Consider the following 24,342-nt stretch of genomic DNA (forward strand, 5'->3'; position numbering starts at 1 on the left):
TGATGCAATGACTTTGATAAAATGACAAGGTTTTAAGGCAGTGGTGTTTTACCTTGTCGTGCCAAATACCATTTGATTTGTAACGCCCGCAACAGTTCATTGGCTTCATTATGCAGTTTAATGAGGTTGTGGGTGGGTGTGTCTTGCATTTTAGACAACATGGCTGTCAGATTGGCTGCTTCATAAACCGCAAGTTCATAAACTTTTGTGTTTAAATGGGTTTGAATTAATCCAATTTGGATTTTAGCACTAAGTGCCAACGCACCATTTGTACCAACAACACGCCATGAGCCAATGTGTTGCTTTAACACTTTGATCCGACTGTCAATATCTTTAACCAAATAGCGACTTTCTAGCTGATTAATCACTTTATTGGAGTCGGTTATTTTAACCTTGACCGTGTGCAAACCTGCTTGTTCTGGCAAACGGATTGTTAATAATTCATTTAATGACTGTTTAGGATATAATGTAATTTGGTAGCGTTTGGTTTTGTTAATAAATCCAAAAATATCGTCTTTTTGGCTAAGCCACTGTGCTGTATTTGGCAAAATAACCTCAACAGTAACTTGTTTTTTGTTATTTGAGTGATTATTTAGCGTGATTGGAATTTTAACAGGTTCGCTTGGGGTGTATTCAGCACGAGATTTGACTTTGCGGTCTTTAAGCAGTTGTGATAAAATACCATGCCAACGCAATTGGGAGGCATTGGCATTATTTTGGTAAATTGGCAATTTGCTTGTTCTTGCCAAATCCAAACTGCGAATTAAATCAAATGACACAGCTATGGGATAGCCATTGCCATACGGAGCGGCACTAATGGCGTTAAATCGATTGTCAAATACCGCCCAAACTTGTGTTGCAGAGCTATTTGGCATTAAAGACAATGCCCAATTACTATGCAAAGGTTTTGCTTTGACACGCATTTGTGTGTTTAAAACGGCTGTATCAATGTTTTTGTCGGTCGTAAGTGGTAAATATTGGATATTTGGGATAATTTGTGATGAGTTTATCGCCAGTCGTCCTTGATACGTTACGCCTGCTAATTTGAATAACTCATGATTTAACCAACTGTGCATTCCTGCATCAAACAACAGGTTTTCGCCTGTATACACCCTTGCTAAAAGTTCTTTGTATGTGTGTGGGCTTAGTTTTTCTATAGCACCCAGTAGCCAATATTGCCCATAAATGCCACTTTGTAACTCATGCCTAAATTCCCAAGGGTGTTTAACCAGTTTATAATCTACTTTTAAACGATCAAGGTAAGATCGAATAATGTCCGCTCTTGCATCAAAGCATGGATAATTAAACTTTGCACCGCCTGAATTACTCAAAGAGGTATGCCAACCATTTTCACAGCTATAATAAACCAATAACGTGTCTTTTTGGTGGTTTTTATTGGCAAAGACTGCTGTTATTGAGGGTTTAACTAATTTAACTTGGGTTTGTGCCAGTGCTTTTTCCTCACCGTCAAATGTCGCAACCAACATCGCACTCACCACCTCTCCATGACTGCCTGTTGATCGCCATATTTTGTTGCCTGTGATATGGTTTTGAGTAGATACCTTGTCATGTAAAAAAATGGTATCAAAGGGCGTGGTATTGTCTGCTCTAAATAAAACAATTTTTAAGGCAATGTTGTTAATTAAGGCATTGTTTGGGTTTTTTAATTGCCAATTAAAGTAAACCGGATCGCCAATTTCTACCTGATTTTGGCTTTTAATCGCCCCTGATAGCTTGCTTATTTGGCTATCAGGCAACACTTTAAAGGGTTGGCTTAAAACTTTACGGCTCTGTAAACCATCAGGGGCAGTGGTGGTACTGGTTAATACATAATCTCCTGCTGTTGCCTGATAAAGTGGCAGGGTAAAATATTGGTCTTTAAGTGCATTTGGAGCAAGTTCCGGATAATAATACTGTTTTGTCCAGATGACTTTTCCTGTAGGAGCTATAACGTTAAGAACAACCTTTCTTGGCGTTGCCATAGCATTACTGGCAGTATTTAGCAGTCTTGAATGAATTTGCACAAGATCGTTTGATCGGTATTGGGTCTTGTCTGTTGTCAATGTGGTTTTGGTTTGGCCGATCACGCCATCGGCAACGATAGAAAACGGCTTTATAACCGATGCCACAACACGATTTTGGTGACTAAGTTCAATTTTAGCCGTATAATTGCCAACGCGATTTTGGGCGGTATGCCAAGTGTTTTGTAAAGTTGTGCTGTTTTTAGCCAACAAAGGTTGATTTATTAACGCAACATCAAGATTGACGGTTGTTGGCGGATATATTCCAACAAGATTGCCCATGCTGTCAAAAATACTGACTTTAACACTTGGTGAAACGCGAAAGCTGCCAAGATTTGTTGGTATACTGGTAATTTTAACCGTTTCATTGGCGGTATAATGGGTTTTGTCCAAATGAGCCGATAAGCGAAACCCTGCAAATTCATTGGTTATTGTAAGACTGGCTAAATTGTTATGCCTGCTGTATTCTTGAATAACCCCTTGATTGTCAGGTTTTGGATCTAAGGTTGGGTTTGGTATGCCTGTGCTGCTGTCTATTCCTGCTCCTGCATCATTGGCAATCACAACAATCTCACCAACAGCTTTTAACGTCATTGCAAGTGGGCTATAGGCTAAATTGATATCCGCATATTCATCAAAACCCAAATCTTTACTTAACCTAACAATACCAAGCAATTTGGCATGCCCTGTGCTGTCTTTTTGATAAAAACCAATCGGCGTGCCTTTAGGGGCGGTTTTGGTGCCTGCATTACCAATACGAGCCTTAAAATAACTGGGTGAATGAAGGCCGTTGTCTGTTACCTGAATATAAGAAGCGGTCAAATCAACCGCCGATGTCGCGTTTTGGTTAAGCAGTAGGTTGGCTCGATAAGTGTTATGCACCTGCCAACTGTTTGGTTCTTTGATGGGTATTGTTAAATCATCGTTAATATTGGTAACGTGGTAACTGTATTGATTCCAAATGTTGCGTGTATTAGCCCAGTCATTGTTTTTGCTTGACACCATGCGAACGCCTTGACTGCTTGCTGTCATAATAATATCAGCATGCCCATCGCCATCGAAATCACCGACAATTGGGTATTCATGGGCGGTGGCGGTATTGTTTGCAATTTTAATGCGTTCTTTGCCAGTGGCTGCGTCATAAATTCTCAAATATTGTTCATCAAAATGCACCGCTTCACTTTTGCCATCATTATCAAAATCAAATACCGTAGAACCTGTTCCTCCAGAACTATCATTGATGGGCGTATCCCAAATAACACTGCCATCGCCACGCATCGCTACATAGCTATAAGAGCGTGCAATGCCGATGTCTGCTACTCCATCACCATCAAAATCAGCAATGACAGGTGAGCCACCTGCACTGGCAACCGTGGTATAATCAGCCAACAAAACCCCAGTTTTTGCATCAAAGATAAGAATATTATCATCATAGATAGCAATAATTTGTGGTTTTTTGATGCCATTGACATCACCAATTGCAACAAACTTTAACACGATGTTTTGCCGATCTTTATTTTTAAAATAATAGCGTAAATTTCCTTGACTGTCTGATACGCCTTGTAGCCCTATAATGTCCTGCATACCATCGCCATCAACATCAGCAACCGCTTGGCTGTGTCCTGATGGCAAATTATCTTTAATCAAGCCTTGTTTATAATTAAAAATCTTATCATTTTGCACAATCTCGGTGATACCATCTTGGTTTAAGTCCGCCAATATGGGGTGATAGGCATTGCTTGACCATCCACTGGCACTTAAATGAGCACTTAAGGTTTTGTTTAAATTGCCAACATTGTCATAAATACGCAATCCATCATGAGAAACGGCTACAATATCAGGCTGTTTATCGCCATTGACATCACCAATTGCAACCAATTGTTGTGAGCCCATGCCTTCAATTTGAAACAATTCTTTGCCTGTTTTGCCATCTAAAACGTAATATCTGCCACTTTGATAAACGAAAACAGATGCAATATCGCCCATGCCAATCACGCCATCACCATTGGTGTCAGTTAACGGAGCTGCAATCGCACCAGAATCGCTTGGAATTTGATTTTGCCAAGCTATTTTAGCATCCAATGTACCTTGGTTTGGTTTAATTTCTATGCCATCACTGGTAAGTTTAACGTTATTGTTTTTATTTTGTTCTACAACCTGATTATCACTGTCAACCATAACTGCAATTGGTGCATCGCGAAAGCGTAATTTTGTGGCAACTGGTATTGGTAAAGCAGTTTGAGAATAAGGGTCTAACACCTTGTTTAATAAGGCATTTCCGATAATTTTCTCATCTTTATCCAACCGCCTATTGTGATTGCTGTCAATAAACACACTAATTTTGATATCTTTTTGCTTAAAAGGTGCCACTCCTTTGTTTTCAACAATGACAGTAAGCCTTCCGGTTAATTGTAAATCTTGTGTGTCTGTCTGTGTTTGACCAAGGTTTATTTTGGCAATGGCAAGATCGGGCAACAGAACTTCGGCAGATTTTGGGCGTAACCGAATTTCACCCATGTCAACTGTCGTACCTGCTTCATAAGTTTTATTAAAATAACGCTTGGTTGCAAGGTATAATGTCGGCGTTGTCTCAATTTCAATCTCTGATGTTGTCAAATGCTCAATATGGATACGCCCTTTTTCATCGGTTGCTTTTACAAACAGTACTTTTTTGGTTTGACTGTCCACAACTTTAACAGAAGTCTTAGCAATGGGCTTATTGGTAAGCGAATCCACCACCACCGCTTTGATTTCATAAGGCTTTAACACCAAATTAGGGGTATAATGAATGGTTTGACTAGGCTTTAATACAAAAGTTTGGTTGGTTGTTTGATAAGATTTATGACTGACGGTTAACCGCCATTTACCTGGCTCTAACGTTGCCAACAGCTCGCTTAAATTATCTTTATTAGGGGCAAAACTTTGAGTTTGAATCACTTGATTGGTATTGTTTAATAATTCTGCTTTAACCAAAAAGCCCATAATGGCAGATTTACTGCGATTGTTGGTTGCCCTTATTTGAAAAGACCCTGTTTGTGTGGTAGGCTTTGTATTTGGGTTTGGTGCATGACTGACTGGCGGTTTATTTTGTAGTGTTGGGTTAAATACCGCCGATCCACCAATAGGGGCAATACCGCTTGCCAACACGGCTAAATAGCCTGATTTTTCAACATGAATGCCAAAACGCCCCTGCGATGCCTGTTGTTGAGATTGGTTAAGCGTAACCTGATAGCGACCGTTATTATCTGTATTAACAACAATCGGTGCAATATTAGGCAGACGTTTGCCTTTTTCATCAACCAATACAACCGTAACTGTAGCATCTGCTATCACACTTTTTGTGGTGATATCGGTAACAACACCTTGGATTTGTCCTATGTTGGCATTTGTTGTTCGAACCAGTTGAATTTGACCTAAATTTAGCTGTTCTCCTTGGCGCAAACGCAAAGTAAAATTAACAAGGGCGTAGCCATCGTGCTTTAAAGCAAATTGATACAACCCAGGTTTTACATCAGCAATATGGATATTGCCTTGCGTGTCGCTTTTGTGTTGCAAAGAGCCAACACTTGTTTTAGTGGCATATAGCACCACATTTGGCAATGCCACGCCTGTATTGGCATCAACAACACTTAAGTCAATACCCGAGGTTATCGGATTGCTAACAACCCTTTGTAGATTATTTAAAGTATTTAACACCAAAGCAGTTACATAAGAGTCTTGTTGCCAACTGCCATCTTGGTTTTGTAGTGCAAATGCTTTACCAACAAACGCACTTTTAAAACTGTCAATATGATTGCTATCTTGATAAGGGTACAAACTTTTAGCAACCAAGGCATCAATAAACAAGCCTTTGTTATTTGCAAGATTCGACCATGTTGCCGGTGCTTTTTGCTGTGATTGCAAATAATCGACAAGTTTTTGTGCAACAGATAGGTACTGTTCATGCTGTTTTAGGTAAGGTGTCAATGCCAACAGTACATAACTGCTAAGATACAAATCATCAAAATTGGCAATTTGGTAATGACCGTTTTTTTGTTATTGGCTTGCCAAATATTGTAAGGCTTTGGCAATCACAGTTTGCCATTGTTGCCAAGTTTTATCATCTAATGTGTTTAAATAATTGGTTTTATCTAAAACAATCAATACATAAGCGGTATCCAAAGGATTAGATTGCCAATCTTGCAAATGAGCAAATCCGCCATCTTGGTTTTGATTGGTTAAGAGTTTTTGCCAAGCTGTATTGGCATCGGCGGTTTGGTTTTGACTGTAAGATAGTAATATTAAGCGTGTCAGACCCTCTGTGCTTTGTTCTTGTTGAATTTGTTGCTGTATTTGGGTTAAGTTTTTTTGTGGTTTTGCTAAAGCAAAGCCAATTTCTTGCTTGGTTTGTAATTCAGATGCAATGTAACTTTTTGTGTTATTTTTTAGCCAGTTTATCGCTTTGGTTGTATCGGCGATGGAGGTTTGGCTTATCCCAAAACAGATCAATCCTGTGGCTATGCACAAAACGCACGGAAATTTGTGTACCTGTTTTGTAGCTAAAACGTCCATTTTTTGGTGTCCATGCTTAAAAACAACAATTTGTTAAGTTTGGTTTGTTGAATTTTGGTATTGTAATTTACTGTTTTATCGACTGTCAATTGTATTTATTAGATTTATTAATTTTAATCAAATATGTTAAATAAAATTATAAAAAACCCTTTCTTAAAGGGCAGATATCAGGCGAAAACTTGTAGACATTAAAATTATTTTACATTACAATTAATACCATAACAACTTTCAAACCTTTCAAACTAGGTAAAAACAAACTGTGTAAAACACGCAAAAAGCTTCATGATTTCATTCATGAAATTTTGTCAGTGTATTGAGTTTGAAATATTGTATTGAGCTTGAAACCTTGTATTGAGTTTGAAACATAAGAATATAGGATAATTTTCTAAAAGACAAATACCAAAAACTGGCAAACATTGACGTTATTCCAGTATCGCCACAAGGCTTATTAATATATAAAAGGATTTAACATGATTCGAGCACTCACCGATCTATCGGTCAAAATAGTAAAAAACTACCTGCCCTCGCCGTTTGTTTTTTGTAGCCTACTTAGTATCGCAGTTTATGCTGCTGTGCTGATTTTTACCAATCAAACCCCCATTGAAGCTGCCAAATTTTGGGGTGATGGTTTGTGGTCCTTGCTCGGTTTTTCAATGCAAATGGCATTGATTTTGGTAACAGGTCATGTGCTTGCCAAAGCACCGATGATTGGTAAATTGTTAGATTCGCTTGCTGCGCGTGTCAAAAGTCCAAAACAGGCAATTGTTGCGGTAACTGTGGTGTCGCTCATTGGTTGTTGGATAAATTGGGGTTTTGGGCTGATTGTTGGTGCGGTTTTTGCCAAATCTTTGGCACGTCAGGTCAAAGGCGTGGATTATCCATTGTTGGTTGCATCTGCTTATTCAGGGTTTTTGATTTGGCATGGTGGTCTATCTGGATCTATTCCGCTATCCTTGGCAACCAACGGTGCAGATTTGGTCAGATTGTCAGGTGAAACCATAACATCTGCCATTCCTGTTAGCCAAACCTTGTTTTCGCCTTTAAACCTTGTCATCATAGCAGGATTATTTATTGGACTGCCTGTTATTAACATGCTTATGTTGCCAAAAAACCCCATTGTTGCCGATTTAGCCAAACTACAAGAACCCATACCCAATCTGCCTTTACGCGACACGCCTGCACAAAAACTTGATGACAATCGTTTTATTGCACTCATCGTTGTGGCAATTGCTGCGGTGTATTTGTTTGGACATTTTGCTAACAATGGTTTTAATTTGGCATTAAATATTGTCATTGCACTGTTTTTGTTTGCAGGATTGTTGGCACACAAAACGCCCGAACGCTATAGCCGTGCTATTGAAGATAGCATTCAAGGCATTGCAGGGATTGTTCTGCTTTTTCCGTTTTATGGTGGCATTATGGGTCTTATGATGGGTGCAAATGAAGGTTCAAGTTCTTTGGCAAATCAGATCAGCAATGCTTTTGTGGCTATCTCCAATGAACACACATTTCCTGCTTTGACATTTTTAAGTGCAGGCCTTGTCAATATTTTTGTGCCCTCAGGCGGCGGTCAATGGGCGGTGCAAGGCCCTATCATGCTGCCTGCTGGTGCAGCACTTGGTGTATCACCTGTAACCACAGCAATGGCAATTGCTTGGGGCGATGCTTGGACGAATATGATTCAGCCGTTTTGGGCGTTGCCACTTTTGGGTATTGTTGGATTGGATGCGCGTGCTATTATGGGCTATTGTTTGATGGCACTTGGTTATTCAGGTATTTTAATTTGTGGTGTATTTATTCTTTTTGGATAATTTTAAGCAATAAAAATTTTAGGAACAAAAATTTTAGGAACCAACATGAGCAATAAACTGTATAAAGACGCCCAATCGGCTTTGGCGGATATCACTTATGACAACCAAATAATTGCAATTGGCGGTTTTGGTCTGTGCGGAATTCCAGAACTTCTGATTTATGCACTACGCAACACAGGGGTTAAAAATTTAACTTGTATCAGCAATAATGCAGGCGTCGATGATTTTGGTCTGGGGTTGCTTTTAAAAACGCGTCAAGTCAAAAAAATGATTGCTTCGTACGTGGGTGAAAATAAAGAATTTGAACGCCAGTTTTTATCAGGTGAACTGGAAGTTGAACTTACCCCACAAGGTACATTGGCAGAAAAATTGCGTGCAGGTGGTGCCGGTATTGCTGCCTTTTTCACCAAAACAGGTGTAGGCACACAAGTGGCCAAAGGCAAAGAAATACGCCAATTTGACGGTGAGGATTATATTATGGAACGTGGATTGGTTGCTGATATTGCACTGGTAAAAGCATGGAAAGCTGACAAAATGGGCAACTTAATATTTAGAAAAACCGCACGCAACTTTAACCCTGATGTTGCAACTGCTGGCAAAATCACCGTAGTAGAGGTTGAAGAGTTGGTAGAAGTGGGTGATATTGATCCAGACAGTGTGCATTTGCCCGGCATTTACGTGCATAGGATTGTTGTCAATCCCAACCCAGAAAAACGCATTGAACAACGCACCATACAGCCCAGATAATCCACTTGCAATTCACTTGCAAACAATAAACCTTACAACAATAAACCTTACAACAATAACTCAAAAAAGGAGAAATCAATGGCGTGGAATCGCGAACAAATGGCACAAAAAGCAGCACAGGAACTAAAAGACGGTTTTTATGTCAATCTTGGCATTGGACTGCCCACTTTGGTGGCTAATTATATTCCAAAAAATATCCATGTCATGTTACAGTCTGAAAACGGTCTGCTTGGTATCGGTGCATTTCCTACCGAAGATGCAATAGATGCTGATTTGATTAACGCTGGCAAGCAAACAGTTACTACACAACAAGGTGCAAGTTTTTTTAGCAGTTCCCAATCGTTTGCAATGATTCGCGGAGGCAAAGTAAACTTGGCAATTTTAGGTGCAATGGAGGTTAGTGAACAAGGTGATTTAGCCAATTGGCTGATACCGGGTAAAATGGTTAAAGGCATGGGTGGCGCGATGGATTTGGTGGCAGGCGTGCAACGCGTTATCGTTTTGATGGAACACACTGCCAAAGATGGCTCATTTAAGATTAAACCGCACTGTGATTTGCCCTTGACTGGCAAAAAAGTAGTACAGCGCATTATCACCGATTTGGCGGTATTAGATGTAACAAACAGTGGGCTTAAATTGATTGAGTTGGCCGATGGGGTAAGTTTTGCTGAAGTACAAAGCAAAACTGGTGTAACACTGATAAACAATCAATCATAAACAATCAATCATAAACAGCCAATTTTTTATGGCACTTTGAGACATTTATCTCAAGGTGTTTTTTATCGTGCCAAAAATTTTATAAAAATTTGGCAAAAAATATAGAAAAACCAAGTAATTTTTGGTATTTAGGTGGATTAGTGGGTATAATAGACAGATTTTAATGATTTTAACCGGTGATAAAATGATGACTTTTCAACAAATGATTTTAACCTTACAAAATTATTGGGCGGAGCGTGGCTGTGTTGTGTTGCAGCCTTACGATATGGAAATGGGAGCAGGTACATTTCACACGGCGACTTTTTTGCGCACTTTAACCCCTGAAAAATGGAATGCGTGCTACGTTCAACCCTCCAGACGTCCAACCGATGGGCGTTACGGCGAAAATCCAAACCGCTTACAGCATTATTATCAATTTCAAGTTGTATTAAAACCTAACCCTGCCAATATTCAAGAGCTGTATTTAGGTTCACTTGAAGCCTTAGGTATCGATGTGTTAACCCATGATGTGCGTTTTGTTGAGGATAATTGGGAAAGTCCAACATTGGGTGCGTGGGGATTGGGTTGGGAAGTATGGCTAAACGGTATGGAAATAACCCAGTTTACCTATTTTCAACAAGTTGGAGGTATCGAGTGCTTCCCTGTAACTGGTGAAATTACTTATGGTTTAGAACGTCTTGCAATGTACATTCAAGGTGTCAACAGTGTGTATGACTTGATATGGACGGACGGTGAATTTGGACGCGTAACCTATGGCGATGTATTTCACCAAAACGAAGTGGAACAATCCACCTATAATTTTGAATATGCCGATACAACCAAAATGTTTGAACTGTTTGATTTTTACGAAGAACAAGCGGATAAACTCATCATGGCAAATTTGTCCTTGCCTGCTTACGAAATGGTTTTAAAAGCAAGTCATACATTTAACTTACTGGATGCTCGTGGTGCAATTGGCGTAACCGAACGCCAACGTTTTATTCTGCGTGTGCGAACATTGGCTCGTAACGTTGCAATAAGTTATACCAAATCTCGTGCCAAACTTGGTTTTCCACTCGCCGATGAACAACACAAAGAAGAAGCGTTAAAAAAGTGGCTACCAGAAAATCACTAAGTTAAAACCACCAAGCTAAAAATCACTAAGCTAAAAATCACTAAGTTTTTGCTAAAAGTCATGCTTTTTAAATTTTACCAATACAAACAAGGCAAAACAATGAATACCATTTTATTTGAACTTGGCACTGAAGAATTGCCACCAAAATCACTCAAAACCCTACAAAATGCCCTACTGGATCACGTCAAAACAGCCTTAATTGAGCAAAACATCGCTTTTGACAATCTCAAGGCGTTTTGTGCTCCGCGTCGTTTGGCACTGCTTATTACCAATGTTGCCACAACCACGCCCAACAAAACGGAACAAAAACGCGGGCCTGCAGTTAAAGCAACCTTTGATGAACAAGGTGAGCTCACCAAAGCAGGTCAAGGTTTTTTGCAAGGCTTAAACGCCCAAGGATTAAATTTAAGCAAAAATGACTTAATCACCGTCAGCGACAAAAAAGGTGAATACATCGGCTATAACTTAACCATCAAAGGTGAAAAAGTTGATGATATTTTACCAACCATATTCCAAAACGCCCTTGACAACCTACCCATTGCCAAGCGTATGCGCAGCGGTATAAACCGTCATGAGTTTGTACGTCCTGTACAATGGGTTGTGCTGATGCGTGATGATAAAACCATCAACGGCTTTATTCAGGGTTTTAAAATATCCAACCAAACACGCGGCCATCGCTACCACTCACCGGCATTTTTTACAATTGATACGGCTGATAATTATGAAAATTTGCTAAACAAACATCAAGTTATCGTAGATTTTAATAAACGCCAAAACAACATCAAAATCCAAGTACAAAAACTTGCTGATGAAGTAGAAACCACTGCCATCATGCCAAATGATTTATTAGATGAAGTAACCGCCCTTGTGGATTATCCTGTTGCACTACGGGCAACTTTTCCTGAACGTTTTTTGAGCGTGCCACAAGAAGCACTGATTAGCACCATGCAAGCCGACCAAAAATATTTTTGTCTAACCGACAAAAAAGGCAAGCTACAGCCGTATTTTGTTTTTGTTAGCAACATTGACAGCAAGGATAAAAATACAGTCATTGCAGGCAATGAAAAGGTTGTGATACCGCGTTTGGCCGATGCCGAATTTTTCTTTTCACAGGATCAAAAACAGCCACTGTTTGCATTATCTGACAACCTAAAAAACCGCGTATTTCAGGATAAACTTGGCACAATTTGGGAAAAATCCGAACGTATTGCCAAACTTTCAGCTTTTATTGCCACTTTGATGGGTGTCAATGTGGAAAATGCCACGCGTGCAGGGCTTTTGTCAAAATGTGATTTGGCAAGCACACTGGTTGCCGAGTTTCCAGAACTACAAGGCATTGCAGGTACTTATTACGCTCGCTTAAATGGTGAAAACATCGATGTTGCAAATGCCCTTGAAGAGCAATATTTGCCAAAATTTAGTGGCGACAACTTACCAAAAACCGACATTGGCATAGCATTAGCCTTGGCTGATCGCATTGACACCTTGGTGGGAATTTTTGGCATTAACCAAGCACCAACAGGTTCAAAAGATCCGTTTAGCCTGCGTCGTGCCAGCATTGGCGTACTTCGGATTTTGATTGAGAAAAAACTTGCTATTAGCCTTGTGGCACTCATTGAACAGGCGGTATTAAACTATGGCAAAAAAATTGACAACCCAGCCAAAACCTTTACCGATGTCATGAATTTTATCAGTTTACGCTACCGCGCGATGTATGAGGATAAAGGCGTGGACGTGGATACAATTTTGGCGGTACAGGCGTTAAATCCGCATATGCCACTTGATTTTGACGAACGCATCGTAGCCGTGCAAAATTTTCGCACGCTGAACGAAGCCAAACCATTGGCAGAAAGCAACAAACGTGTTGCAAATATCCTAGCAAAAACTGACGGCAACATAGCCCAAGCGGTTGATGAAAATTTACTAACAGAACCCAGCGAAATCACCCTGTTTAATTTGGTAAAATCCGCCAAAACGCAAGTGGCAATTTTAGCGCAATCTGCTGATTATCATGGTATTTTGCAACATTTAATCAATCTAAACACTCCGCTTGCTGACTTTTTTGAGCGTGTTATGGTAAATGTTGACGATGAAAAATTAAAAAACAACCGTTTGGCATTATTAGCACAAGTGCGAAATCTGTTCTTAACCGTGGCAGACATTGGGCTGTTGCAACTGTAAACATCGCTTTAACCGTTAGTTTTTAACAATTAAGTATTTTTAAACAATAGTATTTTTAAACAATAAGGAAAAATCATGCCATCATTTGACGTTGTTTCTGAATTACAAACCTTTGAAGTCAAGCATGCCGTGCAAAATACCGAAAAAGAGATCGCCACTCGTTTTGATTTTAAAGGGAGTGATATTAAAGTTGAACTAAACGAAAAAGCCAAAACCATCACCATTAGCTGTGATAATGATTTGCAAATGGAAAACATATATACCATGCTTGAAAAAAATTTAATTAAGCGTGGCGTGGATTTGCAATCGCTTGATCCTAAGAACAATCAAGGCTCTGGCAAACAAATCAAAAAAGTAATTGACTTAAAAGACGGCCTGGACAGCGATACCGCCAAAAAAATCAGCAAGGCATTAAAAGAGTCGGATTTAAAAGTATCAGCAAGCATTCAAGGCGATAAAATCCGCGTCAATGACAAGAAAAAAGACAATTTGCAACTTGCTATGGCATTTTTAAAAGAAAAGCAATTTGGCATACCGCTACAGTTTAATAATTTTAAAGATTAATTAAACTTGGTTAAAACATTGATAAGACAAAAACCTAAAACACCATTATGAATATTTTCTACCGCTTGTCTTGCACAAGCAGTAGAAAGTTAAGCATTGTTAAAAGTATTGGTTAGCATTGGTTAAAAGTATGAATTAAACCAAATTTAATCCCAATACATCTTGCATGTCAAACAGCCCTGATTGTTGCTGAACAACCCACATCGCTGCACGCACAGCACCTGTCGCAAAAGCCTTTCTATCACAGGCTTTATGGGTAATTTCTACGATTTCATCATCGGCAATAAACATCACCGTATGATCGCCCACAATTTCACCACCACGCAGGGCATGTATGCCAATACTTCCTGCTTGACGCTCACCGGTTTGCCCTTTACGCCCATAAACAGCAACGTCTTTTAGATTTTGCCCACGAGCATTGGCTATGGTGTTAGCCATCATGTAAGCCGTACCTGATGGGGCATCAATTTTGTGTTTGTGGTGTGATTCTATAATCTCCACATCGGCGGTTTCACCAAAAGCACGCCCTGCGATCGCCAGTAATTTTAAACTTAAATTCACCCCTGTGGAATAATTACCCGCATACACAATTGCAATGTTTTGACTTGCTTGTTTTACAAAAGCATTTTGGCTATCGCTTAATCCCGTTGTGCCAATAACCATATTAACACCATGCTTGACACAGATTGCTAAGTTTTTTTCAGTGGATTGTGGCAAACTAAAATCAATCAACACATCGATTTTGTCAATCACTTGGGTTAAATCATCTACCAACTGCACGCCAATATTGCCAATATTCACAAGCTCCCCTGCGTCCACACCAACAAAAGCGGATCCTGTGCGTTCAATCGCCCCCACAAGCTTAGCTTTGGGGTTTTGACATACCGCTTGGATAAGCATTTTACCCATTCTGCCATTTGCCCCAATAATACCGATGTTTGTCATAATTTTTACCTAAAAATGCCAAAATTTTTGTTAAAAAAATTGTTCCACGTGGAACAATTTTAGCTTTATTATCAAAATCAATCAAACATATCTTTTACTTCGTCTTTGATTTTGTCAAAAAACGATTTCTTTTTATCTGATTGTTGGTGCTCACCCATAGATGCTTGCAATTGGCGTAACAATTCTTTTTGTTCACCAGTCAAATTCATCGGCGTTTCCACAATCACCCGGCATAATAAATCACCTTTCATACTGATACGCACAGGGGTTACGCCTTTGCCTTTGATGCGAAATACTTTATGGCTTTGTGTGCCCTCTGGAATGCGTAGGTTAATACGCCCATCAAGGGTTGGCACTTCAACCTCGCACCCAAGTGCAGCATCAGCAAAACTTATCGGTATGTCAATGTGCAAATCCGCCCCATTTCGCACAAATTTATCGTGATTTTTTATCCGAATTTCTACAAACAAGTCGCCACTTTCACCATTTTGAATGGCCTCACCCTCGCCTGATAAACGAACGCGATCGCCATTATCCACACCCGCAGGAATGCTCACTTCCAATGTGCGAGATTTTTCTTGAACGCCAGAACCATGACAGTCGCCACATGGATTTTTGATTTGTTTGCCTAAACCGCCACAATGAGGACAAGTTTGTTGCATTGCTAAAAAGCCTTGCTGAATACGCACCACGCCATGACCGCCACAGGTATTACACGTTACCACATCGTCAGGGTTTTGCGCACCTTTACCATGACAAGTACTACAAGGTGCAGGGGCAGTAAAATTAATCTTTTTATTCACGCCAGCAACCGCTTCTTCAAGGGTTAGCTCTAACACATAGCGTAAATCCGAACCGCGACGCTGTCTCGTTTGGGTACGCCCCCCACCAAAAAAGTCGCCAAAAATGTCTTGAAAACCGCTCGAACGTCCGCCACCCATACTACCAAAAATATCGCCAAAAATGTCTTGAAAATTGGCATTGCTAAAACCGCCGCCCATACCATTTTCAAAAGCATCATGCCCCATGCGATCATAAGCTGCACGTTTTTTCTCATCACTTAACACTTCATAAGCCAGCGATGCTTCTTTGAATTTTTCTTCAGCTTGTGGATCTTCTGAATTGCGATCTGGGTGATATTTCATCGCAAGTTTGCGATAGGCTTTTTTGATTTCTTGTTCATTGGCATTTTTGTCAACGCCCAACACTGCATAAAAATCTCGTTTTGACATGATTGTCCTCTGGCAATTTTTTCTTGCTAATTTTATTTTTTGCTAAATTCTAAATAAATTTTTTTATCAATATGGTGTTAAATCCGATTTTTTCAATCTATTTTTACTTTGATTGCTAAAATTTCTCACGCAAAATTTCCATACAAAAAATAAAAAACCACCGCCAACAAGCGATGATTTTTTGATTGATTTGATAAATTTTAATTGATTGACAAAATTATTTGTCTTTAACTTCAGTAAACTCTGCATCAACAATGCTATCATCTTGTGATTGAGTTGACTGGGTTGATTGAGTTGATTGAGGTTGCTCTGCTGTTTGGGCAGAACCTGCTTCAGCGTAGATTTTTTGACTAACAGGCAAGAAAGCATTGTCTAACGCTTCAAGTTTTGTTTTGATGTTGTCAAGGTCATCTTCTTTTACCGCCAACTCTAACGCAGAAATTGCTTCATTCACTGATTTTTTGTCATCTTCAGTAATTTTGCTTTCGGCATCTTTCATAGCTTTTTGCACTGCGTGAATGCGCCCATCGGCTTCATTACGCACATTGGCAAGCTCAGCAAATTTTGCATCTTCGGCAGCATTAGCCTCGGCATCACGCACCATTTGTTCAATTTCTTCATCGCTTAAACCACTGTCCGCTTTGATTTGGATTGATTGGGCTTTGCCTGTGCCTTTGTCTTTTGCTGAAATGTTCATGATACCATCGGCATTGATATCAAACGTAACCTCAATCTGTGGCACGCCACGCGGTGCAGGTGGAATGTCCGTCAAATCAAATTGACCCAACAATTTGTTTTGATTGGCCACTTTGCGTTCACCTTGGTAAACCTGAATGGTTACCGCAGGTTGATTGTCGGCGGCCGTTGAGAATACTTGTGATTTTTTGGTAGGTATCATGGTATTTTTTTCAATAATTGGCGTCAATACACCGCCCATAGTCTCAATACCCAAGGTTAACGGCGTAACATCAAGCAACAACACATCTTTGGTATCGCCCGATAAAACCGAACCTTGAATCGCTGCTCCCATCGCAACCGCTTCATCAGGGTTTACATCTTTGCGCGGTTCTTTGCCAAAGAAAGCCTGTACTTGTTGTTGCACCAAAGGCATACGGCTTTGGCCACCAACCAAAATCACATCATCAATATCGCTTGCTGCCAAACCTGCATCGCTTAGTGCAATTTTACAAGGCTCAATGGTGCGTTTTACCAAATCTTCGGTCAAACTTTCCAATTTTGCACGCGTAATGCTGATAACCAAATGCTTAGGCCCTGTTGCATCGGCGGTGATATAAGGCAAGTTAATTTCAGTGCTTTGTGCACTTGATAATTCAATTTTGGCTTTTTCGGCAGCTTCTTTTAAACGTTGCATTGCCAATGGATCGCCTTTTAAATTCACATTATTGTCTTTTTTGAATGTCTCAACCAAAAACTCAATCAAGGCTAAGTCAAAGTCTTCACCACCTAAGAAAGTATCACCGTTGGTAGAAAGCACTTCAAATTGTTGTTCACCATCGACATCTGCAATTTCGATGATAGAAATATCAAATGTACCACCACCTAAGTCGTATACAGCAACTTTGCGATCAGCACCGCCTTTTTTGTCCATACCGTAGGCTAAAGCGGCCGCGGTAGGCTCGTTAATAATACGCTTAACGTCTAAACCTGCAATTTTACCAGCATCTTTGGTTGCTTGACGTTGGCTGTCGTTAAAGTAAGCTGGCACTGTAACCACTGCTTCGGTAACTGTTTCACCAAGATAATCTTCGGCGGTTTTTTTCATTTTTTTCAACACTTCTGCTGAAATTTGTGGCGGTGCTAATTTTTTGTCATTCACTTCCACCCACGCATCGCCATTGTCAGCTTTGGTAATTTTGTAAGGCACCATGCCAATGTCTTTTTGCACCACTTTGTCATCAAAACGACGACCAATTAAGCGTTTAATTGCAAATAAGGTATTTTTTGGATTGGTAACTGCTTGACGTTTGGCTGATTGACCAACCAAAATTTCGCCGTCTTCTTTATAAGCAACGATAGATGGCGTGGTTCTTGCACCTTCTGCGTTTTCGATTACTTTGATAACTTTATCGCCCTCCATAACAGAAACGCAAGAATTGGTTGTACCTAAGTCAATACCGATAATTTTAGCCATATATAACTCCAAATTTTTAAAATTTTTGCTAAATGATTATTAAGTAATGTTTATTAAATCTTGATAATAAAGTTTAAGTTATACTAAAAACTTTATTTTATAAATCTAATAATATCTTGTTGTTTATATAGGTTTTGCAATGATTTTTTTCAAGGGATTTTTAAAAAATATTATTTCTAAAAGCACTTGTCAAATATCAAAATCACTGTCCAACACGCACCATCGCAGGACGCAACAAACGTTCATGCAAAGTATAGCCTTTTTGTAGCACTTGACCTACTTTGCCACTTTCTGCATCAGGATCAATGCCAACCGCTTCATGAAAATCTGCATTAAAATCATCACCTTGTGGGTTGATAGGTTGCACGCCGTATTTTTCCAAAACGCTTAACAAGGATTTGTGAGTCAACTTTACTCCTTCTAAGACAGGATCATCTGCTTGTGAGTTATCAATCGCTCGCTCCAAATTGTCTACTGTATCTAATAAATCTTTGGCAAAACGCTCAAGGGCAAATTTTTTGGCTTTTTCGGTTTCTTGCTCCATGCGGTTGCGAGTGTTGTAGGCTTCAGCATTGGCTCGTGCGTGGGCTTCTTTGGCATCTTTTATTTGCTCTTCAAGTTTTGCAATGCGATTTTGAAAAGTACTCAAATCCACTTGGCTGTCTACGGTTTTTTGTTCACTGCTGGGCGTGTTTTCTTGTAGGGCTTCACCCAAAATGGTCGATGTGGCTTCGGTTTGATTCGCCTGTTCTTTTTGTGGCTCGCTCATGATTTTTCCTTAAAATTAACTAAATGACTAAACGATTAACCAAATAACGGTTAATAAAACAAATTCACCCAATTGATAATGCCAAATATTAAAAATTTCAAGCACATTGCAACAAAAAATTGGCAAAAAGCATAAAAAACAGCTTGCTAAATTTTTAAAAATGTAAAATTTAACAAACTGTTTTTACTTAAAACTTTTAAAACAATACTTTTAAAACAATTAAGTTAAAGCATCTTTAAATTAAAGAATCTTGCATAAACTTAATCATTTTATCCCAACTTGCTTTAGCAGCCGCTTCATCATAACCCAAATCCACATCGTTTTGTTTGGCACGTTCATCGGCGTTTGGATTGCTAAAGCCGTGTTTTGCTCCTTTGTACACATCAAGGGTATAATCAACATCGGCATTATCAAGCTCGGCTTTTAGCTCTTCAATTGCTTGCATGGACACCATGCTGTCAGCTTCACCGTGGGCAATTAGCACTTTGGCTTTAAATGTGTCTTTTTTGGCGGGCTGTTTTGGTGCAGGATTGCCATGAAACGTCGCCACCGCTTTAACAGGCATACCCTCTCTTGCCATATCCAGGGCAATTTTGCCACCAAAACAAAAACCAATCACTCCAAGGCGATCGCCATCTACTTCATTCATATTGCAAAAATCATTTAAAATTGCCTGACAACGAGCCATCAGCTTGTCTTGATTGTCAAGCATTTGCGTCATCCATTCATTGGCTTTGGCGGCATCTGTGGTAAGTTTACCCTCGCCATAAACGTCCATAGCAACAGCCACAAATCCTGCTTTGGCAAGACGTTCTGTAACCGTTTTTGGGTGATCCGACACGCCCCACCATTCAGGAGCAACCATAATTGCAGGTTTTGGATTGTTGCTATCATTTGGCAAACAAACGTAACTTTTTAACAAAACGCCGTCAGCTTGACTGGTTAATTCTAAAGTTTTAATAGACATGATGCTTCCTTTTTGTATGGTTAAAATGTGGATAAAAATTGTGGATAAAAAATACAACTGCAAGATTAATTTAGCGTATTTTAAGGTAAATTTGTATTATAATACGGTAACTTTTTAAAAAATCATCAAATTTAACAATTCATCAAAACCTAAAAATTACATAATAGAAACTATAAATAGAAACCATATAATTTGCCAAAACAATAAATATTAAAAACAATAAATGTTAAAATTGTGTAAAAACACTTGTATGCCTAATTATTCTTTGCTATACTCAAAACAGCCCACTATCATAGCCAAATTTTGGCTAAGCAAGGATTTGGCAAGACTTTGGGCTTTTCTTAAATTTAGGTTTTTCTTAATCTAACCAATCATCGTAAACAAAAACGATAAGGAGTATCGTTATGCGTTATGCCAACCCCAACACCGATGGTGCAAAAGTCAATTTTAAATCTCAATACGAAAACTTTATCGGTGGCGAGTGGGTAAAACCTGCCAAAGGTGAGTATTTTGACAATATTTCACCCGTTGACAATCAAGTTTTTACCAAAATACCCAAATCCACGCCAGAAGATATCGAGCTTGCACTAGATTCTGCCCACAAAGCTAAGGAAGCGTGGGGCAAAACATCTGTTGCTGACCGTGCCAATGTACTACTCAAAATTGCTGACTGCATGGAACAAAACCTAGAATTGTTAGCCGTCGCTGAAACTTGGGATAATGGCAAGCCCATTCGTGAAACCTTAGCAGCAGACATTCCTTTGGCAATTGATCATTTTCGCTATTACGCAGGGGCAATTCGTGCACAAGAAGGTGGCATTAGCCAAATCGATGAAGATACCGTCGCTTATCATTTTCATGAACCTTACGGTGTGGTTGGACAAATTATCCCTTGGAATTTTCCGATTTTGATGGCAGTGTGGAAAATTGCCCCAGCCTTAGCAGCAGGCAACTGCGTGGTGTTAAAACCTGCCGAGCAAACACCGGCTAGCATTTTGGTTTTGATGGAATTGATCCAAGATTTCATTCCAAAAGGTGTGGTAAATATCGTCAACGGCTATGGCACTGAAGTTGGCAAACATTTGGCTACCAATCCACGCATCAGTAAAGTCGCCTTTACAGGATCAACCGAAGTCGGTCAACTGATTATGGGCTATGCTACCGAAAACATCATTCCTGTAACCTTGGAGCTTGGCGGAAAATCACCAAACATTTTCTTTGCAGACATCATGGATAAAGACGATGACTTTTTGGAAAAAGCACTGGAAGGCTTTACCATGTTTGCTTTAAACCAAGGCGAGGTTTGTACTTGTCCATCGCGTGCCTTGATCCACGAGTCTATTGCTGATGAATTTTTGAAAAAAGCGGTCGAGCGTGTCAAAAAAATCAAAACAGGCCACCCACTGGATACCGAGACAATGATTGGTGCACAAGCCAGTCAAGAACAACAAGAAAAAATTCTAGGTTGCATCGCTAAAGGCAAAGCAGAGGGTGCTCAAGTACTCACTGGAGGCGGTGAACGCAAAGAAGTTGGTGATGGTTTTTATATTGAACCAACCATCTTTAAAGGTACAAATGACATGCAGATCTTCCAAGAAGAAATTTTTGGGCCTGTGTTGTCGGTTACCACTTTTAAAGATTTTGACGAAGCCATTAAAATTGCCAATGATACCATGTATGGATTGGGTGCAGGTGTATGGTCAAGAGATGGTACAACCGCTTATAAAGCAGGGCGTGCTATTGAAGCGGGACGTGTTTGGACCAACTGCTATCACATCTACCCTGCACACGCTGCCTTTGGTGGGTATAAAAAATCAGGCATTGGACGTGAGACACACAAAATGATGCTCGATCATTACCAACAAACCAAGTGCTTGCTTGTGAGTTATTCACCAAAACCAATGGGATTTTTCTAACCTGTTAAATCTTTGGTAAAATCATTTTGCCAAAACAATTATTTTGCTAAAAGTTAAGGACTAAGCCAAATGACTTAGTCCTTAGTTTTTATTATCCTTAGTTTTTATTGATTATGTACTGGCGTGTTTTTTATTTCAATTATTTTTCAACGCCTGCATCTTTGCCTTGATATTTGGCATTGGCATAATCCCAATTTACCAATTTGTCAAGAAAAGTATCCACATAATCTGGGCGACGGTTACGGTAATCAATGTAATAAGCATGCTCCCACACATCGCAAGTCAATACCGCAATTTTACCATGTGCCATCGGCGTGTCTGCATTGGCGGTTTTCATGATGGATAATTTGCCACCCACACTGTCTGCAACAAGCCATGCCCAACCTGATCCAAACTGGCTAACAGCAGCATTTTTAAACTCTTCACGAAATTTGGCATAAGAACCGAACGCTTCTTCAATTTTGGCTTTTAAATCACCCGTTGGTTCACCACCGCCATTTGGTGTCATACAGTTCCAGTAAAACGTATGATTCCAAACTTGAGCTGCTTGGTTAAACATGCCTGCCTTACTGTCGTCTTTGGCGGTTGCTTTGATGATTTCGTCCAACTCTTTTCCTACAAGATCGGAATTTGGCAACAGTTCGTTTAATTTGGTTACATAAGCGTTGTGATGTTTGTCGTGATGAAACTCCAAAGTTTCAGCACTGATATACGGTTCAAGTGCGTTTTTGGCGTAAGGTAACTCTGGTAAATTAATGGTTGACATGGTTTATTCCTTGTTGTTTGCCTTGCTAATTTTTGTGCAAATTTTTATGCTAATTTTTAAACTTAAACTTTTTAAAAAAGCACTTAAAAATCAATCGGTAAAAATAGCGTAAAAATAGCTTAGTTGTGTTAACTCGTTTTTTGTGAAAAATCTACAAAGTAAAACTTAACAATTAACCAAAAACTTTAATTAATCATTAAGACAGATTAGAGTTAATCTATTTTAACAGAAAATTGACAAAATTGTGTTATTTTTGGTATAAAAATTTTACGATATGTCAAACTTTTTAATTTGTGTTAAAATATTTGGTTAATTACAAATTAATTTTACTTAAGTTGGTTGTTACTCAAGTTTTTAAGAAACAAATTTTTAAGAAAAAGGCAAATATCATGCACATTCACTTTTTAGGCATTTGTGGCACATTTATGGGATCGCTTGCCTTGCTTGCTCGTGATTTGGGACATACGGTTACAGGTTCTGACACAGCCATTTATCCGCCAATGTCTACTCAATTACAAAACGCCGGCGTTAAAATTATGGAGGGTTACCATGCCAAACACTTAAAACCCAAGCCTGATTTGGTGGTGGTTGGCAACGTCTGTAAACGCGGTATGGAAGCGGTGGAGTACATGTTAAACACGCGTATTGCTTATACATCAGGCCCACAGTTTTTATCCGAGCACGTCTTACAATTTCGTCATGTTTTGGCAGTCGCAGGCACGCATGGTAAAACCACAACAACCACAATGCTTGCATGGATATTACAGTACGCCAAAATTGACACGGGTTTTTTGATTGGTGGCATACCTTTGGTTAACACCGATGACAAACGTCTACAAAATACCTTTAAGCACAGCAGTTATTTAGGGGCAAACACAACAGCCGATAAAGATGGCTATTTTGTCATTGAAGCAGATGAGTACGATTCGGCTTTTTTTGACAAACGCTCAAAATTTATACATTATCGTCCAACGACAGCAATTTTAAACAACCTAGAGTATGATCACGCCGATATTTTTCCAAACCTTGAGGCAATTCAAACCCAATTTCACCATATGGTACGCACGATACCATCAAATGGGTGCATTATTATGCCAAACCATACCGAAAGTTTGGAGCAAATTATCAAAAAAGAAAATTGGACACCAGTTTGGCGAACAGGCATTGATGATAAAACAGCCGACTGGCAAGCCAAATTAATTCAAGCAGATGGTTCTGTGTTTCACGTGGAACATCAGGGCAAAACTGCCGAAGTCAACTGGTCAATGAGTGGTTTACACAACGTTAATAACGGACTTGTTGCAATTGCAGCCGCCCATAATGTTGGCGTAAGTATCGAAACCGCCTGTAAGGCTTTGTCAAATTTTGCAGGAATTAAACGTCGAATGGAGCTTGTTGCCACAATTGCCAAAAATAAAGGCAACGTGGAAATTTACGATGATTTTGCCCATCACCCAACCGCAATTCAAACCACCCTTGATGGTGCTAAAAAACGTTTTGCCAATATTTACAATCAAAACCGTCCACCACGCAAAATCTGGGCAATTATTGAACCGCGATCAAACACGATGAAACTTGGCATTCATCAACACCTACTTGCCCCATCAGCCAAACTTGCCGATCATGTGATTTGGTATCAACCTGCTCATTTTGACTGGTCGGTAGCAGATGCAATTGGCAACACAACCAATCAAACCGTCATGCACTCAATTGATGACATCATTTGCTATGTTCAAAACCATATCGGTGATAACGATGCGGTAATTATCATGTCAAATGGCGGATTTGAGGGCATTCATGACAAACTTGTTACAGCACTAAACAAGTCATAGCTTTGCCAAATCAGCGATAACCAAATCAGTGATAATTTGTTAAATTTGTTAAACAGG

General features: G+C 39.5%; 16 protein-coding genes. 8 read left to right on the top strand and 8 right to left on the bottom strand.

Going from position 1 to position 24,342, the window contains the following annotated elements:
• Positions 1–32: 32 nt before the first annotated feature.
• On the bottom strand, positions 33–6,017 hold the full coding sequence (locus tag MOMA_RS02320) for an FG-GAP repeat domain-containing protein (RefSeq protein WP_161600310.1): 5,985 nt from the start codon (positions 6,015–6,017) through the stop codon (positions 33–35).
• Positions 6,018–6,056: 39 nt separating this feature from the next.
• Positions 6,057–6,572, bottom strand: a complete 516-nt coding sequence (locus MOMA_RS02325) for a hypothetical protein (protein WP_009767008.1) — start codon at positions 6,570–6,572, stop codon at positions 6,057–6,059.
• 470 nt (positions 6,573–7,042) lie between these two features.
• On the opposite strand from MOMA_RS02325, the gene MOMA_RS02330 reads away from it, so the two are divergent.
• The 6 genes from MOMA_RS02330 to MOMA_RS02355 all read left to right on the top strand — a co-directional run bounded on the left by MOMA_RS02330 (position 7,043) and on the right by MOMA_RS02355 (position 13,706).
• The gene (locus MOMA_RS02330) at positions 7,043–8,383 is read left to right on the top strand and encodes a short-chain fatty acid transporter (protein WP_009767009.1); all 1,341 of its coding nucleotides are present in this window, start codon (positions 7,043–7,045) and stop codon (positions 8,381–8,383) included.
• A 45-nt stretch (positions 8,384–8,428) separates the two neighbouring features.
• A complete protein-coding gene (locus MOMA_RS02335; RefSeq protein WP_009767010.1) occupies positions 8,429–9,130 on the top strand; it encodes a CoA transferase subunit A in 702 nt (233 codons plus the stop codon).
• 78 nt (positions 9,131–9,208) lie between these two features.
• A complete protein-coding gene (locus tag MOMA_RS02340; RefSeq protein ID WP_009767011.1) occupies positions 9,209–9,847 on the top strand; it encodes a 3-oxoacid CoA-transferase subunit B in 639 nt (212 codons plus the stop codon).
• 187 nt (positions 9,848–10,034) lie between these two features.
• A complete protein-coding gene (gene glyQ, locus MOMA_RS02345; RefSeq protein WP_152411783.1) occupies positions 10,035–10,961 on the top strand; it encodes a glycine--tRNA ligase subunit alpha in 927 nt (308 codons plus the stop codon).
• A 99-nt stretch (positions 10,962–11,060) separates the two neighbouring features.
• A complete protein-coding gene (gene glyS, locus MOMA_RS02350) occupies positions 11,061–13,142 on the top strand; it encodes a glycine--tRNA ligase subunit beta (protein WP_040624964.1) in 2,082 nt (693 codons plus the stop codon).
• A 75-nt stretch (positions 13,143–13,217) separates the two neighbouring features.
• On the top strand, positions 13,218–13,706 hold the full coding sequence (locus MOMA_RS02355; RefSeq protein WP_009767014.1) for a YajQ family cyclic di-GMP-binding protein: 489 nt from the start codon (positions 13,218–13,220) through the stop codon (positions 13,704–13,706).
• Positions 13,707–13,841: 135 nt separating this feature from the next.
• Here MOMA_RS02355 and dapB read toward each other — a convergent pair whose 3' ends face one another.
• The 5 genes from dapB to MOMA_RS02385 form a co-directional block, all read right to left on the bottom strand.
• Positions 13,842–14,651 (bottom strand): 4-hydroxy-tetrahydrodipicolinate reductase, encoded by an 810-nt coding sequence (dapB, locus tag MOMA_RS02360; RefSeq protein WP_009767015.1) that lies wholly within the window; start codon positions 14,649–14,651, stop codon positions 13,842–13,844.
• Between the two features lie 77 nt (positions 14,652–14,728).
• Positions 14,729–15,883, bottom strand: a complete 1,155-nt coding sequence (gene dnaJ, locus MOMA_RS02365; RefSeq protein WP_009767016.1) for a molecular chaperone DnaJ — start codon at positions 15,881–15,883, stop codon at positions 14,729–14,731.
• A gap of 217 nt (positions 15,884–16,100) precedes the next feature.
• Positions 16,101–18,035, bottom strand: coding sequence for a molecular chaperone DnaK (gene dnaK, locus MOMA_RS02375; RefSeq protein WP_009767017.1), 1,935 nt, complete (start codon positions 18,033–18,035; stop codon positions 16,101–16,103).
• Positions 18,036–18,237: 202 nt separating this feature from the next.
• A complete protein-coding gene (grpE, locus tag MOMA_RS02380; RefSeq protein ID WP_009767018.1) occupies positions 18,238–18,804 on the bottom strand; it encodes a nucleotide exchange factor GrpE in 567 nt (188 codons plus the stop codon).
• A 235-nt stretch (positions 18,805–19,039) separates the two neighbouring features.
• Complete coding sequence (locus tag MOMA_RS02385) at positions 19,040–19,771, bottom strand: dienelactone hydrolase family protein (RefSeq protein ID WP_009767019.1); 732 nt, start codon at positions 19,769–19,771, stop codon at positions 19,040–19,042.
• A 404-nt stretch (positions 19,772–20,175) separates the two neighbouring features.
• On the opposite strand from MOMA_RS02385, the gene exaC reads away from it, so the two are divergent.
• Positions 20,176–21,687 (top strand): acetaldehyde dehydrogenase ExaC, encoded by a 1,512-nt coding sequence (exaC, locus tag MOMA_RS02390; protein WP_009767020.1) that lies wholly within the window; start codon positions 20,176–20,178, stop codon positions 21,685–21,687.
• Between the two features lie 139 nt (positions 21,688–21,826).
• Here exaC and MOMA_RS02395 read toward each other — a convergent pair whose 3' ends face one another.
• Positions 21,827–22,453: a superoxide dismutase gene (locus MOMA_RS02395; RefSeq protein ID WP_009767021.1), complete on the bottom strand. Its 627-nt coding sequence runs from the start codon at positions 22,451–22,453 to the stop codon at positions 21,827–21,829.
• Positions 22,454–22,842: 389 nt separating this feature from the next.
• Here MOMA_RS02395 and mpl point away from each other — a divergent pair, with 389 nt between their 5' ends.
• Positions 22,843–24,285, top strand: a complete 1,443-nt coding sequence (gene mpl / locus MOMA_RS02400; RefSeq protein ID WP_009767022.1) for a UDP-N-acetylmuramate:L-alanyl-gamma-D-glutamyl-meso-diaminopimelate ligase — start codon at positions 22,843–22,845, stop codon at positions 24,283–24,285.
• The last annotated feature ends 57 nt before the right edge of the window (positions 24,286–24,342 follow it).

The organism is Moraxella macacae 0408225 (assembly GCF_000320365.1).
Classification (GTDB): domain Bacteria; phylum Pseudomonadota; class Gammaproteobacteria; order Pseudomonadales; family Moraxellaceae; genus Faucicola; species Faucicola macacae.

Bases quoted from the DNA above. Each gene is read 5' to 3' on its own strand.
- dapB (WP_009767015.1), bottom strand. From the start codon at position 14,651: ATGACAAACATCGGTATTATTGGGGCAAATGGCAGAATGGGTAAAATG.
- mpl (WP_009767022.1), top strand. From the start codon at position 22,843: ATGCACATTCACTTTTTAGGCATTTGTGGCACATTTATGGGATCGCTT.
- grpE (WP_009767018.1), bottom strand. From the start codon at position 18,804: ATGAGCGAGCCACAAAAAGAACAGGCGAATCAAACCGAAGCCACATCG.
- MOMA_RS02355 (WP_009767014.1), top strand. From the start codon at position 13,218: ATGCCATCATTTGACGTTGTTTCTGAATTACAAACCTTTGAAGTCAAG.
- MOMA_RS02385 (WP_009767019.1), bottom strand. From the start codon at position 19,771: ATGTCTATTAAAACTTTAGAATTAACCAGTCAAGCTGACGGCGTTTTG.
- dnaJ (WP_009767016.1), bottom strand. From the start codon at position 15,883: ATGTCAAAACGAGATTTTTATGCAGTGTTGGGCGTTGACAAAAATGCC.
- MOMA_RS02395 (WP_009767021.1), bottom strand. From the start codon at position 22,453: ATGTCAACCATTAATTTACCAGAGTTACCTTACGCCAAAAACGCACTT.
- glyS (WP_040624964.1), top strand. From the start codon at position 11,061: ATGAATACCATTTTATTTGAACTTGGCACTGAAGAATTGCCACCAAAA.
- MOMA_RS02335 (WP_009767010.1), top strand. From the start codon at position 8,429: ATGAGCAATAAACTGTATAAAGACGCCCAATCGGCTTTGGCGGATATC.
- glyQ (WP_152411783.1), top strand. From the start codon at position 10,035: ATGACTTTTCAACAAATGATTTTAACCTTACAAAATTATTGGGCGGAG.
- dnaK (WP_009767017.1), bottom strand. From the start codon at position 18,035: ATGGCTAAAATTATCGGTATTGACTTAGGTACAACCAATTCTTGCGTT.
- exaC (WP_009767020.1), top strand. From the start codon at position 20,176: ATGCGTTATGCCAACCCCAACACCGATGGTGCAAAAGTCAATTTTAAA.
- MOMA_RS02325 (WP_009767008.1), bottom strand. From the start codon at position 6,572: ATGGACGTTTTAGCTACAAAACAGGTACACAAATTTCCGTGCGTTTTG.
- MOMA_RS02330 (WP_009767009.1), top strand. From the start codon at position 7,043: ATGATTCGAGCACTCACCGATCTATCGGTCAAAATAGTAAAAAACTAC.
- MOMA_RS02340 (WP_009767011.1), top strand. From the start codon at position 9,209: ATGGCGTGGAATCGCGAACAAATGGCACAAAAAGCAGCACAGGAACTA.